Source organism: Streptomyces sp. NPDC002580 (genome assembly GCF_042889485.1).
Classification (GTDB): Bacteria; Actinomycetota; Actinomycetes; order Streptomycetales; family Streptomycetaceae; genus Streptomyces.
Map to the genome: position 1 here is coordinate 363823 of NZ_JBIAQZ010000003.1, position 15619 is coordinate 379441.

Consider the following 15619-nt stretch of genomic DNA (forward strand, 5'->3'; position numbering starts at 1 on the left):
CGGCTCGACCTCGGCGACGGGTTCCGCCTCGGCCTCGGGCTCGACGACCGGCTCCGCCTCGGCGGCGGGTTCGGCGGCGGCCTCGGGCTCGGTCTCGGCGACCGGCTCCGCCTCCGCGGCGGGCTCGGCGGCGGCCTCGGGCTCAGGCTCGGCGACCGGCTCCGCCTCCGCGGCGGGCTCGGCCTCGGCCTCGGGCTGGGTGATCGGCTCGGGCTCGGCGGCAGCCTCCGTCTCGGGGGTGGGCTCCGGGGTGGAGGGCTCCGCCGGGGTGGAGGGCGTGCTCTGCTTCGGCACGGTCACGTTGTCGAAGGCGGCCGACACCAGTTCGTCGACCACGGAGGGCTCGGACTCGGACGCGGGAGCCGGGATCTTCGTCTCGGCCTCCGGCGCCGGGGTGGAGGCCGGCTCGGCCTCCGGGGTGAGTGTCGGCTCCGCGGCGGGAGCCGGAACCGTCGCGGTCGCCGTGGTCTCTCGCGAGGTCGCCGCGTCGGCGTCACGACCCTTGCGTGAGCGGCCGATCGCATTCCGCAGGAGAGTGAGAATGCCCATGTGCGCAACCCTTCGCGTGAGTTGATCCCGTCAATCCCTGGCCAGGACGGACACGTAAGGTTAGCGGCCATAGATGGTGATCTTCGGCAGGGGCGGCACACCGGATGGTGGGCTCGTCAACCCCCTTGTCCCGCACATGGGTTCGCTATCCGGACGCACGGATTTGTCGGACAGGGGCGTTACGTCCCGGGCTTCCCCCGAAGTCACGTTCTTGTGAACGGATGGCAAGGGGAGGGTAAAGCGCGGCCGCTCCCGTGACGCGCGGGACGGTGGTCCGCACGGGGCCCGGTCAGTGCGGTGAGGCGATCGCCCGCGCCGCCGCGACCTCCTGCCGCACCGGTTCGAGCACGCTGCCCGAGGGGCCGGCGAAGTCGGTGCGGACGGCGACGAGGACGTCCGAGGCGCGCAGTCCCTCGGACAGTTCCCGCAACTGGCGCGCGATGCCGGTGATCTCGGCGCCGGACGGTTCGGGCGCGCCCTGTCTGACACGGACCCGGGCGGCGGTCGTCGTGTCCACGATCCGCTCGACGGCGACGACGAGCGGCATCCAGGCGGCGGCCCGGCGCCCGTTCGGCGGCGGTTCGGTCAGGGCGCGCTGGAACTCCGTACGGACGGAGGACAGGTCGCGGTACAGGCGGCGTCGGCTGCGGGCGCGGGCCGCGGGCTCGGCGGCGTCCCCGAAGGCCAGCTCGACGTAGCGGGCGGTGTCCGCGACCGCGTCCGCGAGCCGGTCGCCTACCCGGGCGTGCCAGCTCTCCGGCCACAGGAGGTACCCGGCCACCAGGGCGATCGCGCAGCCGACGAGGGAGTCGACGAGGCGGGGCACGATGAGCCCGGTGCCCTCGTGGTTGAGGGTGTCGGACAGCAGGAGGATCACCGGGGTGATGGCGGCCGTCTGATAGCCGTAGCCGCGCGGGGTCAGGGCCGGGATGAGCGCGCCGAGCAGCATGATCACGGGCACGTCCCACCAGCCGCGCGGCACCACCGTCAGGACGGCCGCCGCGACCACCAGGCCGGCGACCGTGCCCAGCGCGCGCAGCAGCGCCCGGGAGAAGACGGAGCCGTAGTCGGGCTTCATGACGAAGGTGATGGTGAGCGCGACCCAGTAGGAGCGCGGAACCACGACGGTCGAGACCAGGACCTGGCCGAGACCGATGCACAGGGCGAGGCGGGTGCCGTAGCGCCAGGAGGCTCCGGACAGCAGGACGTTCCGGGTGGCGCGGGCGGCGCGGACGCCGAGCGTGGCGGGCCTGCCGAGCCGGTCGTCGAGGGCGCGCGGGTCGGGGGACCGGTCCGCCACGACGTCGGCGGCGTGCCGCAGCGCGTGGTCGACGGCGCGCGCGGTCTCGTCGGCCGGGACCGGCAGCCGCAGGTCGCTCGGGCCGGTGCCGCCGGTCTCGACGGCCTCGGCGAGACGGCGCAGCGCGGCGGGGATCTCGGCGGGCAGCGGCTCGCCCCGCTGGTGGGCCGCGGGGGCGGCCTCGACGACGGGGGTGACGGCGTTCAGCTGGGCGAGCAGCCGGACGAGGTCCGGACTGCGGCCGTGGTGGAAGGCGCGCCGGGCGAGGACGAGGTCGTAGGACTGGTTGAGGGAGCCGGTGACGGCGAGGCGGAGGTCCTCGTACGCGTCGGTGCCGCTCGCGGCGAGCAGGTCGGCGACCGTCCGGTAGGTGCTCGCGACGGAGGACCGCTCCGGCACCCCCGAGCGCAGCGGCCAGGCGAGCAGGGTCAGCGCGAGGACGAGGAGTCCGCCGCCCGACATCAGCAGCGGGGCGAGCCACCAGGCGCCGGGCAGGGGGAGTCCGGCGCCGATCACGCAGTTGAGGAGGAGGACCAGGCCGGTGACGGAGGCGACCGCGCCGATCGACGAGATCATCCCGGAGACCAGGGCGACCGTGGTCACCGCGACGACGGCGGCCCAGCCGTGCCCGTACACCAGGGCCCCGATCGTGACGCCGATCGCGCCGAACAGCTGCGGGAAGGCGATGTTGAAGATCCGCATGCGGTACGCGTCCGCGGTGTCGCTGATGACTCCGGACAGGGCGCCCATGGAGGCGAGGGCGCCGTAGGCGGGCCGGTCGTGGGCGAGGCCGACGGCGAGCGGGAGCGCGAGGGCGACGGCGGCGCGCGCGGCGGCGGCCCGGTTGACGGGTGCCCGCTGCGGTTGGAGGTTCCTGACCAGCCAGTCGGGCGGGGTGAGGCCGATGGGGAACTCGCGGGGCATGCACCGAGTATGGCGTTTCCGGCGAGTGGCTCCCGGTTCAGCCCCGCCGGTGGAGGGTGAGGTCGACGACGAGGGCGCGGTGGTCGCTGCCGTCGATCCGCAGGAAGGCGGCCCGTGCGGCGGAGAAGTCCGGGGAGACCAGGACGTGGTCGATCTGCGCGCCGAACTCCGGTGTGGTCCCGGCCGGCCAGCTCGGGGTCCGCGGGGAGCCGGCCAGCCGTGCGCCGTCGCGCAGCCCGGTGTCGAGGAGGCGGCGGAAGGCCGCGTGGTCCTGCGAGGCGTTGAAGTCCCCGGCGAGGACGGTGGGTTCACGGGACGCCGCCGCGTAGTCGCGCAGTTCGCCCAGTTCGCGTCGCCAGACGTCGAGTTGGCCCGGGAGCGGGGGCATCGGATGGGCGAGCTGCACCCGTACGGCGTGGCCGCGCACGTCGGCGACGGCGCCGGGCATGCCCATGGTCCCGCGCACACCGGCGGAGCCCTTCAGCGGGAACCGGCTCATGACGACGGAACCGTCGGACCCGGCCCCCTCGACCGCCTCCCGGTACGGGTACACGCCCCCGCTGCCTCCGAAGGCGTCCCGCAGGGCCCGCGAGCAGCCGTACTCGCACTCCTCCACGAACAGGATGTCGGGCCGGCGCTGTCGCATGGCGTCGATGAGGGAGTCGGTGCCCCGCCCGAACTCCACGTTGGAGGTCATGACGCGGAGTTCGGCGACCGGCCCGCCGGCGGGGTCCGCGGCCCTGCCGTAGGGCTCGGTGAACCAGGCGACGCAGCCCAGGAGGGCGACGCCCCACACCAGACCCGTCCGCCATCGCGCGAACAGGGCCAGCAGCAGGGCGAGTCCGGTCGGTGCGAGCAACCACGGGAGGAACGCGAGCAGTTGCGGTACGGGGGTGATGCCGTCGGTGTCGGCGGCCCGGCACACCACGACGACGCTGACCCCCGCCAGCAGCAGGGCGGCCGTCCTGAGCGCGAGGGTCCGGCCGGCCCGTCGCTCCCGGTACGCCGGTCCCTCCGGGCCCGTCCGCTCGGCCTCCGCAGTGTCCAACTGTCCGCCTTCCGCTCGTCCGCGTGGGGTGTCCGGATTCTCCCTCGAAGACGGCGTGCGGCGGTGGGGAGTTGCCCGGTGCGGGGGCTGAGCCGGTTCGGGTGTCGGAGGCCGGCCGGGGCGGGCGCGGACGCCGGACCGGTTCAGGCGCGGACTTGTGCCGGAGGTTCCGCGGGGGTCTGCCGGGGAGGGCCGGCCGCCCGTCGGCGCGCGTAGGCACCGGCGAGCACGGCGGCCAGGGTCACCGTCAGGCCCATGGTCAGGAGCAGCCAGCAGACGAGCCGGAGGGTCTCGGTGAGCGCGTCGTACACGGCGCCCGCGGCCGTGCGGGACACGTCGGGCGGCAGGTCGTCGAGCGTGAGCCTGCGTCCCACGGCGATCGCGAGGCCGAGCAGCGTGGCGCCCAGCGCGGTGCCGAGGCCCGTCGCGAGGATCGCCCGGCGACGGCACAGGGCGACGACGATCCCGGCCGCAGCGAAGGCGACGGACGCCACCGGCAGCCAGAACCCGGCGACTTCGAGCACGTGGAACCCCTTCCGGAGCCGGGCCAGGTCCTCGGCCTCGAGCACGGTGACCTCGGTGTGCTCGACGGGGATGCGGTCGGCCAACGGCATGTGGTCGTCGGTGAGTCGGCGCTTGACCCGCTCGGCGACAGGCGCGAGGTCGACGGTCACCGCGCCTTCGCGGTCCTCGCGCAGCGCCTCCATCACGGCGTCGTGCGCGGCCATGTTGGCGGCCTCCCACGCAGCGCGGTACGCCTCGGTCTCGGTGAACGAGAGCACCGCGTCCCGGACGAAGTGGTTCACCGGCCCCTGGAGTCTCGGCCGTACGTGGACCTCGCGCAGGATGCCGTCGGTGACGCCTGCCGCGATCGCGTCCCGGACGTCGGCGTCGGCGGCGAGCGGCGCCATGGTGGCCTCGTAGCGCGCGGAGTCGCCGAGCCCGTACAGCGCCCAGGTCGACAGCGCGCCGAGCGGCGCGAGCAGGCAGGCGAGGACGATCAGCACGGCCGACAGGGCTCTGCGGACACGAGGGGACACGTCTTCAGGCAAGGCCTGCCGGGGGCCGTTCGCGAGCGGGTTGACTGCAAATGGGCGCAGACGACAAGCCGAACGGGGAACCGACGCGGTTCCGCCCGTCTTCGCCCGGTGCCGTCCCCCGCCGTTGGCCGTCGTGCGGGCCCGTGGGTCGCCGTGAGTCCCCGGTGGTCCCCCGTGTGCATCCCAGTCGCCGCAAGGCCTCCACTCGCTCGGGTGGAGCCGTCACCCGAACGGGTGTTACCTGGATCTGGGGAAAAGGAGGCCGATATGCGCACCACCCCGGCCCTGCGGACTCTGGCCGCGGCCCTGCTCAGCGGCGGTGTACTCACCGTCGCGGCCGCCGGTACCTCCATGGCGGCGGCTCCGTCGGCGCACACCGGCAGCGGTGGCGATTCCGGCGGCTCCGTCCGGGGCACCGTCGTCTCCCGTGGAGAAATGAACCTGCGGCTTCAGCCCAGTACGAACTCGCCCGTCGTCGGCTCGCTCCCGTCGGGGAGTCAGGACCGCGTCGAGTGCTCGGTGACCGGACAGAGCGTCTCCGGCGACACGACCTGGTACTGGCTCGTCGGCGCCCACGCCTGGGCCAGCGCCGCCTTCGTGGACACCGGCGGCCAGTGGGTGCCGACGTGCTCGGACCCGTGTCCCGGCGACAAGGACGGCGTCTGGCACAACGCCCACTGGGACGACGGCGAACGGAACCTGCGCGACGACCCGGGCTGGAGCTCGACCGGCTCCGGCTGGACCTTCAGCGTCTCCAGTTCCTGGAGCTGGACCGTGTCCGTGTCCTCCTCGAACTCCTGGGACTGGGTCCCAGGTGGCAGGTGAGCAGGTGAGTGAGGGAGACGCGCGAGGCCCCGGCGGTCAGCCGGGGCCTCGTGCGCCGTATGCCGGACGACGTCGGTGTTCCTACGACGCCTGAACGGCGCGGGACGACATCAACTCGCCTTTCCCTCCGCGTTCTCGTGCGTGTAGTAGCGGTAGAAGGCCACCGCGAACACGCCCACGGCGACCGGCAGGGACATGAACACGGACCGCAGGACGGTCTCGCCGGTCTGGCTGTACAGGAAACCGAACGCGCAGCCCGCGAAAGCGGCCCACACCAACGCGTGCAGTTCGCGCCGCATCATCGGCGCCAGCGCGCGGACGCCGATGTAGGCCGCCGCGAACGCGATGGCGCACGCGAAGCCGAACAGCCAGTTCCAGCCGGTGATGGCACCGCCGCTTCGGTTGATGGCGGCGGCCCAGTAGCCGTAGACCAGCCCGCCGCCCACGGGTACCGCCCACTTCGCGATCGTGTGGATTTCCGGCCCGAAGACGTCGGTGGAGCCGGACGTGGTCGGTGTCCCTGACAAGGGTGCGGCTTGAGCCATGGGAGGACTCCTCTCTGCTCGCCCCCGCCTTCCAGGTCACACCTCGCCGGAGCCGCTGGCAAGTCGGGACGGGAGGGTCGCCGAGGGCCGTGGCGAGCTCTTCCACCGGGGGTCTCTCCGGTTTCCGGCGGCCGCCGGAGGGGAGCCGGTGAGTGGGGACGCCCGACCTCCCGGCCGGCGGCCGGGAGGTCGGGCGTCCGCTCCGCCGGGATGCGGTGATCATGGTCGCGTGCTTCGCTGAGGCGCATGAAGCTCGTACTCTTCGGTGCCACTGGCATGGTCGGCAGCCGTATCGCCACGGAGGCGACGGCCCGGGGACACCAGGTCGTCGCGGTCAGCCGCTCCGGGCAGTCCCCGGTCCCCGGCATCGCCGCGGTGGCGGCGGACGCCTCGGACCCGGCGAAGGTCGCCGAGTTGGCGGCCGGCGCCGACGCGGTCGGGTCGGCCTGTGTTCCGCCCCGGGACGTTTCGGATCCCCGAGGTCCCTTCCTCGCCCTGAACGAGTCCCTGGTGGACGGTGTCCGGACGGCCGGGGTGCGGCGGCTCGTGGTCGTCGGCGGCGCGGGCACCCTGGAGGTCGCGCCCGGTCAGGCCGCCTGTGACCAGCCCGACTTCCCCGAGGTCTATCTGCCCGAGGCGCTGGCCCACCGTGACGCGCTCGCCTTCTACCGGGCCGACGTCGACGACCTCGACTGGACCTACATCTCGCCCGCCGCCGAGATCGGTCCCGGCGAACGGACCGGCGAATTCAGGATCGGCGGCGACCGCATGCTGACCGACGCGGGCGGCGAGAGCCGGATCAGCGCCGAGGACTACGCGATGGCCTTCGTCGACCAGCTGGAGATGCCCATTCACCCGCACGGCCGGATGTCGGTCGCGTACTGAGGGCACGGGAAGCGGTCGCGCACCGAGATCGCGGGAAGGCCGCCGACACGGCGAGGCGGCCGCCCGCGGACGCGTCGGCGGTCCCTGCCGCCGGACGGCGTCCGTCCCCCTGACGGGCGGGCGCCGTCCGACGGTGGGGACCGCCTTGGACGTGCGGGCGCGGGCCGCCCGGCAGCCGCCTCCTCCCGTAGCCGGCGTCTCTCCCTCCCGTCGCCGTCGCGTCGCTCGACGGCGACGGGACGAACGGCTTTCGCGTCCCCCTTTGCACGCGCAGCGGTTACGGTGCTGACGTATCTGATCGATGGGGGAGGGAACCTGTGCCCGGAACCGTGCTGCTTCTCGCGGCCTCGCCGGTGGGCAAGGGGTGTCTGGTGGACGCGGCCTCGGTGCTCCCCGTGCTCGCGGCCGTCGCCCCCTCGGTGCTCTCGGGCACCGAGACCGCCAACGTCGTGGAGCTGGCCGACCCGTTGGATCCGCAGGCCGTGCTGACCCGGCTGCGCGCCGCGGCGACGGCACCGGGGCCGCTGACGATGTTCGTGACCGGGCAGCTCCAACTGGACCGGCGCCAGCGGCTTCCGCACCTCGCGCTGGCCCGCACCACCCCGGCGACCGTCCGTTACACGGCCTTCCCCTGGCACTGGGTCACGGAGGAACTCCGGCTGCGTCCACCGGGGTCGACGAGCGTGTTCGTCGACCTGCACGCGGACGCGGACACCTGGACCCACCTGGCCGCGCGTCCCCTCACGGCCGGTCCGGCGACCGCCCTGTACGGTCGCGTCGCCCCGCCGCCGCCCCGGCGCACGGTGGCTCAGCCGACGTACATGAGAGCCGTCGCGACCCTTCTCCGCAGCGGCCACCGTCCTGACCTCCTCCAGCTCCACGAGCAGGCACTGACGAGGACCTCGGGCGAGGAGTCCACCCGGCCGGGGGTCACGGAGCTGGTGCTGGCGCCCGGCCAGGGGCCGTTCTGGGCCGGTCGGCCGTGGCCACCGGCCCCGGGATTCACGACCGTGACAGCTCCCCCGCCGGCCCCGGGGGCCCCGCCGTCCGTTCCGTTCCCCTCGCCGGGGGCCGGTCCGTACGGCCCGTCGGCGGCGGACGGTTCCCTGCCGCCCACGGCCCCGCCACCGGAGCCACCGGTGCCGGTCCTCCCGGTCGAACCGCCCGCCGTCGGGCCGACCGTTCTCGCGGAGTCCCAACGGCCCGCCCCGCCACGGCAGATGCCCGTCACCCTCCCGGGGCAGGCGCCTCGGAACGGGACCTCACCGTCCGTCGATCCGCACGAGGAGATCACCGCCGCCGTCCGGGACGGCCGGCACGGGGAGGCCGTCGCGTTGGCCGGGCGCCGGGAGGCAGAGGCGCTGAGCGCGTTCGGGCCCGGGTCCGAGCAGGTGCTGCACTGGACGGAGGTACGGGCGGATCTCGCGATGCTCGCCGGGGACCCGGAACGCAGCTGCCGTACCTGGCTGGCGGTCGCGGCGGCCCGGCTGGACGCGGGGCAGGCCCCGGACACCCTGGAGGTCGAGTCGGCCGTGGACCACGCGCACCACCAGTGGGGGCTCGTCGACGATCCGGCGCGGGCCCGCGAACTCGGCTCGGAACTGGCCCGGTTGAGGCGGAGCGTGCCCGGACGCCGGGAGGGCGCGCTGGACCACGTCCGGCAGCAGCTGCGCCAGTTGCAGACGCAGCCCTGAGGCGGGGCTCCGAGGACTCAGCCGTCGATCGACAGGGAGGCCAGCGCCGCCGACACCAGGGTCCGTACGCCCGGCGCGACCGTGGACAGGTCGGGGGCGAAGTGCGGACTGTGGTTGCTGGGGACGGCGGAGAGCCGGGTCATGAGGTCGTCGCCGCCGGGGGCCGCGTTCCAGACGTCGGCCGGGGTGCTGGTCACGAACCAGTAGGAGTACGGGATCCCGCCGGCCGCGAGCCGCGGGAAGTCCTCGCTGCCCATGGCGGGACCGGGGTCGAGGACCGTCCCGGCGCCGAAGACCTCGCCGTGCACGGCGGCGATCCGCCGGTCGGTCTCGGCGTCGTTGACGGTGACCGGGAAGTCGTTGCCGACCGTGACCGAGGGCTCGGCCGGGCAGCCGGCCGCCGCGCACTCGCCCGCCGCCACGCGCCGCACGGCGGCGATCATCCGTTCCCGCACGTCCGGTGACTGGGTGCGCAGGTTCAGGGAGATCCGGGCCTCGGACGGGATGATGTTGTGCCGGGTGCCGGCCTCGATCCGCCCCACCGTCAGCACGGCGGGGTCCCGGGCCGCGATCTCCCGGCTGACCACCGTCTGGAGCCGCGTCACGATGTACGCCGCCGTCACCACCGGGTCGACGGTCGCCTCGGGCCGCGAACCGTGCCCGCCCCGCCCGTGCACGACGATGTCGATGTCCGTCGAGGCGGACATGATCAGGCCCGGGGAGTGCGCGTACAGCCCGGCGGGGCCGGGTGCCGCGTGCTGGGCGAGCAGGACGCCGGGCCGCGGGAAGCGTTCGTGGAGTCCGTCCGTGATCATCCGGGCGGCGCCCTCGCCCGTCTCCTCGGCGGGCTGTCCGACCAGCACCAGCGTGCCGGACCAGGTGTCGCGCCCGGCGGCGAGCGCCTCGGCGGCACCGGTCAGCCAGGTGACGTGCAGGTCGTGACCGCAGGCGTGCATGACTCCGTCGGTCGCCGAGGCGTACGGCAGCCCGGTCTCCTCGGTGACGGGCAGCGCGTCCATGTCGGCGCGCAGCAGGACGGTGGGTCCGTCGCCGTTCCGCAGGACGCCCACGACGCCCGTGCCGCCCACGCCCTCGGTCGTGTCGTACCCGGCGCCGCGCAGCCGGCCGGCGAGGGCGGCGGCCGTGCGGTGCTCGTCCAGCGACAGTTCCGGATGCCGGTGCAGGTCCCGGTAGAAGTCCTCCAGGCCCGGGACCGGAAGGTCGGCGGTGAGGTCCAGCGCGGTGCGTGCTGCGGCAGAGGTCACGGGGTCAGCGTAGGGGGCACGTGTCCGTCGTAAGGGGGATTCGGGGCGGTCGCACGGCCCCGGCGGGGCGGTCCGTCGTCGCCGGACCTCGGACAACCCCTGGTGAGGGCCCTGGAGGTGGGGCTCTCGGCCGCGGGCCGGCGGGGTCGGGTCACTCGCCCGCGGAGCCGTCCTGGTGCTGCGCCGTCCTCGGGGTGGTGTGGACGGCGGGGCCCGCGTCGGTCGCTCTCGCCGGGCCCATGTTCGCCGCCGTGACCAGCGCGGTGACCGCGATGACAGCGGCGAGAAACCCTCTGGAGTAGCGCGCGGAAATACGTCGGAGCACGGTGACCTCGCAACAACAGCGGCGTATTAAGCAGGCTTAATCCGCCGCTTAACGTAGAGGTTTCCGTCCTCACCTCGCAAGGGGGCCAAGGGGAGTTGGGCAAGAGTCGGCTTCATGCCGGAGTTAACTCGGCTTAATGGCATGCTTAACCCATGGCGGAGCGGGACGACCCGGAGATCATCGGGCGCAGAGTGCAGCAACTGCGAACCGAACGCGGGCTGACGCAGAAGCAGTTGGCGGAACCCGCCTACACACCTGCATACATCTCCACCCTCGAGGCCGGGCGGGTGCGGGCCTCCGAACTCGCGCTGCGGCACATCGCCGGCCGGCTCGGGGTCGCGTACGAGGAGCTGGCGACCGGGCGGCCCGCCCACCTCGCCACCGACCTGCGGCTGCGGATGACCGACGCGCAGCGCACGCTCGCCACCGGAGAGGCCGAGGCGGCCGTCGGTGTCTACGACGCGCTGCTCGTGGAGGCCGAGGCGCTCGGGCTGGTCGCCGAGCAGGCGTCGGCCCTCCTGGGGCTGGGCGAGTGCGCGTTGGACATGGGGGACCTGGAGACGGCGCAGCGGCGCTTCGAGGAGGCCGAGCAGCGGCTGGGGGACGCGCCGCTGCCGCAGCGGGTGCCCGCCGTGCGCGGCCGGGCGGTCGCGCACTACCTCGCCGGTGAACTCCGTTACGCCTGCTACCTGTTCGAGTCCACCCTCGACGAGCTGAACCGGACGGGCCTGCACGACCCCGACGCGCTGCTCCTCCTCTATACGGGCGTCATCGCGCCTTACATGGACATGGGCGCGCACGCCCGAGCCGCCCAGGCGGCCGAGTTGGCGCTCGCCCTCGCGCCACAGGTCGGCGACCCGGCCCTGGTGGCGCGGATGCACCGGTCGGTCGCCCGGACGATGATCGCCGAGGGAAGGATCGCCGAGGCCGACGTCTCCCTCGCCAAGGCCGCCGAGCTCTACCGGCAGCTCCAGATCCGCACCGAGCTGGCCAACTGTCACTGGATGCGCGGATACCTCTACGCCCAGAACGGCGAACTGGAGCGTGCGGAGAGCGAGTTGCGCGAGGCGCAGACCATGCTCTCCGCCAAGCGGGCCGCGCTCTACACCAGCCAGGTCGCGGTGGAACTGGCCGATGTGCTGCACCGGCGCGGCAAGTCCGACGAGGCGGCCGTCCTGCTGCGTCAGGTGCTCGGCGATCTGCACTCCGAGCGGGGCGCCATCCACTCGGCCGCCGCGCACCGGCTGCTCGGCATCATCGCGGAGGACGCCCGGGACACCGAGACGGCGGAGGAGCACTACGTCCGGGCGATGAGCCTGCTGGAGCGGGCGGGGGCGGCCGGTGACCTGGCGGATCTGTGCCGGCTGCTGGGTGACCTGCTGCGGCGCACGGGCCGCGTGGAGGCGGCCCTCGACGCCTATCGCACGGGCCTCGGCCACCGCACCGCCCCGGGCACGACGACCCTGGGCCCGGCCCCGGCGCAACCGCCCCTCTGAGACCGGCGTGCTGGACGCTCCGCCCCGTCGGCGGAGCGGGCGGAGGGTGTGTCCCGGGCTCGTGTCCCGGTCCGGGCGTTCCGGGTCCGGGCGTTCCGGGTCCGGCCGGTCATCCAGGGTGTCAGGTGCCGAGTGCTGGATGCCGGTGCCGGTGCCAGGCCCGGGGGGCGGCGGGTGCGGGGCGCCGGACGGGTCAGCCCATGCGGTCCACCGCGTCCTTCGCCTCCTTCAGGTCCGCGCCCGTGGCCTCGCGGTAGGCCTTGATCGCCTGGATCTTCTTGCCCTCGCGCAGGAGCGCGGTGACCTGGGGAAGGTGCTGGGGATCCTCGCGGACGCCCAGGTGGTCCAGGATCAGGTCGAGTTGACGTTCGACGCGGGCGACCCTGCGGTCGGTGCGGCCCAGTCTGCTCTCCAGCGCGGCGAAGCTCGCGATCATGAGCGCGGCGAGGACGAATACACCCGTTATTTCCATGGTCACCGATCATAGGGCGGCCCGCCCGACGCGCCTACGAGGGCACAACCGGCCTACGAGAATGGCCTGTTCACGCTGGTCGGGGGTGCGGAGGGCGAGAGATCCGCTCACCGACGGGCCTCAGCGCGCCGAAGCTCCCGAACCCGCTCCCGAGCTCGCCGTCGCCGTGTCCCGGTCCGCAGCTGTCGGGGTCGGTGACGGCGTACGGCCCGGATCCTCGATGTCGATCACGGCGCCCACCGGGACTTGCCGGTAGAGCCACTCGGCGTCCTTCGGGCGCAGGCCGATCCAGCCGCTGGTGATGTCGTAGGAGCCCGGGGCCTTGTCGTTGTACGTCATGCCGGCGATGAAGCTGCGGGTGCCGTCGGCGGCCGTGAGTTCGAGATACCAGGGGACCTTGAAGTCGTAGGCGTCGGGGAAGCCGACGGTCGCGCCCGAGATCCTGGCGACGGCGTTCTTGACGGTCACCGTCATCCGGCCGGTCGGCGTGGGCTTCTTCGACGTCCCGGAGGAGAGCGGCAGTCGGCGCCCGGCGGCCGAGAGCACGTGCCGGGACAGGTCGACCGTCACGTCCGCCGCCGGCCGGGTCGGGGCCGGGACGGCGGTGGGGCTCGCGGCCGGGGGCGGCTTCCGGTCCGCGCCGCCCAGGTTCACCGCGGCGACCAGGGCGAGTGCCGCCGCGACGGAAGCCCCGGCCGCCGCCGTGGCCGTACGCCTGCGGCGCCGGCGGCGTACCGCCCGGCCGCGGATCTCCGCACCGGTCAGGGCCGGCGGCTTCTCGCCGCCCGCGGCCAACTCGCGCAGTTCGGAGACGAGTTCATCGGACACGGTCGTCCTCCCTCTTTCCCCTGCCCGGCGGGCCCGCCGGGTCCGTCGGACGCGCGGAGCCGGCCGAGTCCGCCGAATCCTCCGAGAGCGCCCGTGCCAGCGCCGCGCGGCCCCGGGACAGCCGGGCCTTGACCGTGCCGACGGGAGCGCCGGTCTCGGAGGCTACCCGCTCGACACTCAAGTCGCACAGATGGTGCAGAACGATCGCCATCCGCTGCGCCTCGGGCAGCGTCCGCAGCGCGGCGACCAGCGCGGCGCGCTCGGGCCCGGGACCCGGGGTGTGCTCGGGCGGCGGGGTGCGGCGCACCAGCTCCAGCCAGCGGCGCGCCCGCCGCCAGCGGCTCACCGCGAGCCGCATCGCGACGGTCCGTATCCACGCCTCGGGCGCCCCGTCGGCGAGGAAGTCCGCCCGCCGGTCCCACGCGCGGACGAACGCCTCCTGGACGACGTCCTGCGCCTCGCCGTGATCCCCGGTGAACGCGTAGAGCTGGCCGGTCAGTCGGGGGAACGCGGTGGCGTAGAACGTGTCGAACTCGTCCTCGGTCATGCCCCCCGCCGGATTCTCCGAAGTCCTTCCGGCCGGGTGCAACCCTGCCGTCCCTGCCGTGCGTACAGGTCCCGCACGCCGCACATCGAAACACACCACAGGGGGATCACCATGACCACAGGACGCAGAAGCGGCCGACGCCGGTTCACCCGCGCCTGGACCGCCGCGGCGGTCTGCGCGCTCGCGCTCACCGGCTGTTCGGCACAGGCACTTTCGGGCGGTGGCACGGACGCGGGCGCGGGGCGGGACGCCGGGGCGGCCGCCGCCGAGACCTCCCGGCCGTCCGAGGCGGCTCCCAAGCCTTCCGCCACACCGCCCAAGTCCCTTGCCGGCGTGCGGATCAACATCACCGAGGGGCAGACCGTGGGGGTCGGCATGCCGGTGTCGGTCACCTTCGAGCGTCCGATACCCGTGTCCGAACGAGCGGCTGTGGAAAAGGAGTTGAAGGTCACCGCCGATGTCGAGGGGTCCTGGGGGTGGGTCAAGGACAGGAACCTCCTCGACGGGCAGCGCGTCGACTTCCGGCCGCGCGTGTACTGGAAGCCCGGCACGGTGGTCACCGTCCGGGCCGGGGCCGGCACGATCAGGCATTTCACGGTGGGCCGCTCCCTCGTCGCCACGGTGGATGTGCGTACACATGTCATGACGGTTGAGAAGGCGGGTTCGTCGCGCCGGGTGCCGATCACCGCGGGCGCCCCGGGCCTGGACACCTGGAACGGCACGATGGTCGTCTCCGACAAGGCGACCAAGGTCTTCATGGACTCGAAGAGCGTCGGCCTCGGCGACGCGTACGCGGACTATTACTACTACGCCGTCCACCTCACCACCTCGGGCACCTACCTCCACCAGAACCCGAGGGCGAACACCTACGGCGGGCGACAGAACGTCACGCACGGCTGCGTGGGACTCGCCACCGACGGCACCGCCAAGAGGTTCTTCGACGAGGTCATCCCCGGCGACGTCGTCAAGGTCGTCGGATCCCGGGAGACGGTCGCCGTCGGCAACGGCTACGGCGACTGGAACCTGGACTGGGACCAGTGGCGCGAGACGAGCGCGCTCGACTGACGCGCGTCCCCGGAGAGCCACGGCGTACGACTCCGTGGGCGGCGCGGCGCGGGCGGTGCCGGGGCCACCGAGCGCGCCACGCGTCCTGAACCGGCCGGATCCCGTCGGAGGGTGGCCGGGTCAGGGCCCCGGGCCGACATCGGGGGGCCGGTGAGGGCCGGCGCCCCGTGCACCCGGAGTCTGTTTCAGCGGCGCGAACTCCTGGTGGGCCGGCACCGCCCGTCCGCCGCTTCCCCGCCCCTCCGCCCGCCCCCTCGCACGCCCCCCTCACACGCCCCCGGTCCGCCGCGTCCGGGCGGCTCCGGGGCCCGTCGAAACGATCTGTCCGGTCCACGACATGCCCGCCCGGTGGACGTTTTTGCGAGCCCGGACGATGGAGGGACGGCCATCGCGACGGCTGACCTCAGAGAACGCGAGGCCGACCGGGCCGGGACCCCGGCCGGGGTCCCGGCCCGCCGAGCCGCGGAGCGGTCCGGGTGGCCGAGTCGGAGCGGGATCGAGACCATCAAGCCCTACCGCCCGCCGGAATAGGGCTCATACTGGCAACACGATGAGTAAATCCTCCGCGCCCCGGCGCCACCTGCCCACCAGCCCCTTCGCCGCGCCCGTCGTCCCCGTGGCCAAGGAATTCAGCCTCGGAGACCGCGTCTCCCACGACCAGTACGGCCTGGGCACGATCGTCGGCGTCGAAGAGGGCATCGCGATGCTCGTCGACTTCGGCGCCCGCCAGGTCCGCGTCCTGAGCCCCTACACCCGGATGGACCGGCTCTGACGCGCACGCACTGAAGCACCAGCATCCCGGCCCGCCACC

The 15619-nt window shown here is 73.8% G+C and carries 15 protein-coding genes and 1 pseudogene; 6 read left to right on the plus strand and 10 right to left on the minus strand.

Translation table 11 applies throughout. The features are described from left to right. The 4 genes and pseudogenes from ACFYW7_RS12590 to ACFYW7_RS12605 form a co-directional block, all read right to left on the minus strand. Nucleotides 1-549 (minus strand): annotated as a pseudogene (locus ACFYW7_RS12590) (Toxic cation resistance protein); the annotation flags it as partial. A gap of 289 nt (nt 550-838) precedes the next feature. Continuing rightward, the gene (locus ACFYW7_RS12595; protein WP_389501047.1) at nt 839-2773 is read right to left on the minus strand and encodes an FUSC family protein; all 1935 of its coding nucleotides are present in this window, start codon (nt 2771-2773) and stop codon (nt 839-841) included. Nucleotides 2774-2810: 37 nt separating this feature from the next. Further along, entirely contained in the window at nt 2811-3821 is a 1011-nt protein-coding gene (locus ACFYW7_RS12600; protein ID WP_389501049.1) for an endonuclease/exonuclease/phosphatase family protein, read from the minus strand. 143 nt (nt 3822-3964) lie between these two features. Further along, nucleotides 3965-4861: a hypothetical protein gene (locus ACFYW7_RS12605; RefSeq protein WP_389501052.1), complete on the minus strand. Its 897-nt coding sequence runs from the start codon at nt 4859-4861 to the stop codon at nt 3965-3967. 267 nt (nt 4862-5128) lie between these two features. Between ACFYW7_RS12605 and ACFYW7_RS12610 the strand changes: the two genes are divergently transcribed. After that, a complete protein-coding gene (locus ACFYW7_RS12610; RefSeq protein ID WP_389501055.1) occupies nt 5129-5686 on the plus strand; it encodes an SH3 domain-containing protein in 558 nt (185 codons plus the stop codon). 110 nt (nt 5687-5796) lie between these two features. Here the strand turns inward: ACFYW7_RS12610 and ACFYW7_RS12615 are convergent, their stop codons facing one another. Then, nucleotides 5797-6231 carry a hypothetical protein gene (locus tag ACFYW7_RS12615; RefSeq protein WP_389501058.1) on the minus strand — a complete coding sequence of 145 codons (435 nt, stop codon included), beginning with the start codon at nt 6229-6231 and terminating at the stop codon, nt 5797-5799. A gap of 246 nt (nt 6232-6477) precedes the next feature. Here ACFYW7_RS12615 and ACFYW7_RS12620 point away from each other — a divergent pair, with 246 nt between their 5' ends. Both ACFYW7_RS12620 and ACFYW7_RS12625 read left to right on the plus strand, forming a co-directional pair. Continuing rightward, a complete protein-coding gene (locus ACFYW7_RS12620) occupies nt 6478-7116 on the plus strand; it encodes an NAD(P)-dependent oxidoreductase (RefSeq protein WP_389501060.1) in 639 nt (212 codons plus the stop codon). A 317-nt stretch (nt 7117-7433) separates the two neighbouring features. Next, nucleotides 7434-8810: a hypothetical protein gene (locus ACFYW7_RS12625; RefSeq protein WP_389501063.1), complete on the plus strand. Its 1377-nt coding sequence runs from the start codon at nt 7434-7436 to the stop codon at nt 8808-8810. Nucleotides 8811-8827: 17 nt separating this feature from the next. On the opposite strand, the gene ACFYW7_RS12630 is transcribed toward ACFYW7_RS12625, so the two are convergent. Together ACFYW7_RS12630 and ACFYW7_RS12635 are read right to left on the minus strand one after the other, a co-directional pair. Then, the gene (locus tag ACFYW7_RS12630; RefSeq protein WP_389501066.1) at nt 8828-10075 is read right to left on the minus strand and encodes an amidohydrolase; all 1248 of its coding nucleotides are present in this window, start codon (nt 10073-10075) and stop codon (nt 8828-8830) included. Nucleotides 10076-10226: 151 nt separating this feature from the next. Beyond that, the gene (locus ACFYW7_RS12635) at nt 10227-10400 is read right to left on the minus strand and encodes a hypothetical protein (protein WP_389501067.1); all 174 of its coding nucleotides are present in this window, start codon (nt 10398-10400) and stop codon (nt 10227-10229) included. A 152-nt stretch (nt 10401-10552) separates the two neighbouring features. On the opposite strand from ACFYW7_RS12635, the gene ACFYW7_RS12640 reads away from it, so the two are divergent. Further along, entirely contained in the window at nt 10553-11896 is a 1344-nt protein-coding gene (locus ACFYW7_RS12640) for a helix-turn-helix domain-containing protein (RefSeq protein ID WP_389501069.1), read from the plus strand. A 193-nt stretch (nt 11897-12089) separates the two neighbouring features. On the opposite strand, the gene ACFYW7_RS12645 is transcribed toward ACFYW7_RS12640, so the two are convergent. The 3 genes from ACFYW7_RS12645 to ACFYW7_RS12655 form a co-directional block, all read right to left on the minus strand. After that, nucleotides 12090-12368 carry a ribosomal protein L7/L12 gene (locus tag ACFYW7_RS12645; RefSeq protein WP_389501071.1) on the minus strand — a complete coding sequence of 93 codons (279 nt, stop codon included), beginning with the start codon at nt 12366-12368 and terminating at the stop codon, nt 12090-12092. 120 nt (nt 12369-12488) lie between these two features. Continuing rightward, a complete protein-coding gene (locus tag ACFYW7_RS12650) occupies nt 12489-13196 on the minus strand; it encodes a L,D-transpeptidase (protein ID WP_389501073.1) in 708 nt (235 codons plus the stop codon). After that, the gene (locus ACFYW7_RS12655; RefSeq protein ID WP_389501075.1) at nt 13186-13743 is read right to left on the minus strand and encodes a SigE family RNA polymerase sigma factor; all 558 of its coding nucleotides are present in this window, start codon (nt 13741-13743) and stop codon (nt 13186-13188) included. The genes ACFYW7_RS12650 and ACFYW7_RS12655 overlap by 11 nt, the downstream gene beginning before the upstream one ends. Nucleotides 13744-13854: 111 nt before the next feature. On the opposite strand from ACFYW7_RS12655, the gene ACFYW7_RS12660 reads away from it, so the two are divergent. Both ACFYW7_RS12660 and ACFYW7_RS12665 read left to right on the plus strand, forming a co-directional pair. Beyond that, entirely contained in the window at nt 13855-14808 is a 954-nt protein-coding gene (locus ACFYW7_RS12660; RefSeq protein ID WP_389501077.1) for a L,D-transpeptidase, read from the plus strand. 550 nt (nt 14809-15358) lie between these two features. Next, nucleotides 15359-15580, plus strand: coding sequence for a hypothetical protein (locus ACFYW7_RS12665; RefSeq protein ID WP_037614735.1), 222 nt, complete (start codon nt 15359-15361; stop codon nt 15578-15580). The last annotated feature ends 39 nt before the right edge of the window (nt 15581-15619 follow it).

Excerpts from the sequence above, each read along its gene's own strand:
- ACFYW7_RS12620 (WP_389501060.1), top strand. The coding sequence starts at position 6,478 with ATGAAGCTCGTACTCTTCGGTGCCACTGGCATGGTCGGCAGCCGTATC.
- ACFYW7_RS12660 (WP_389501077.1), top strand. The coding sequence starts at position 13,855 with ATGACCACAGGACGCAGAAGCGGCCGACGCCGGTTCACCCGCGCCTGG.
- ACFYW7_RS12645 (WP_389501071.1), bottom strand. The coding sequence starts at position 12,368 with ATGGAAATAACGGGTGTATTCGTCCTCGCCGCGCTCATGATCGCGAGC.
- ACFYW7_RS12640 (WP_389501069.1), top strand. The coding sequence starts at position 10,553 with ATGGCGGAGCGGGACGACCCGGAGATCATCGGGCGCAGAGTGCAGCAA.
- ACFYW7_RS12655 (WP_389501075.1), bottom strand. The coding sequence starts at position 13,743 with ATGACCGAGGACGAGTTCGACACGTTCTACGCCACCGCGTTCCCCCGA.
- ACFYW7_RS12595 (WP_389501047.1), bottom strand. The coding sequence starts at position 2,773 with ATGCCCCGCGAGTTCCCCATCGGCCTCACCCCGCCCGACTGGCTGGTC.
- ACFYW7_RS12610 (WP_389501055.1), top strand. The coding sequence starts at position 5,129 with ATGCGCACCACCCCGGCCCTGCGGACTCTGGCCGCGGCCCTGCTCAGC.
- ACFYW7_RS12615 (WP_389501058.1), bottom strand. The coding sequence starts at position 6,231 with ATGGCTCAAGCCGCACCCTTGTCAGGGACACCGACCACGTCCGGCTCC.
- ACFYW7_RS12665 (WP_037614735.1), top strand. The coding sequence starts at position 15,359 with ATGAGTAAATCCTCCGCGCCCCGGCGCCACCTGCCCACCAGCCCCTTC.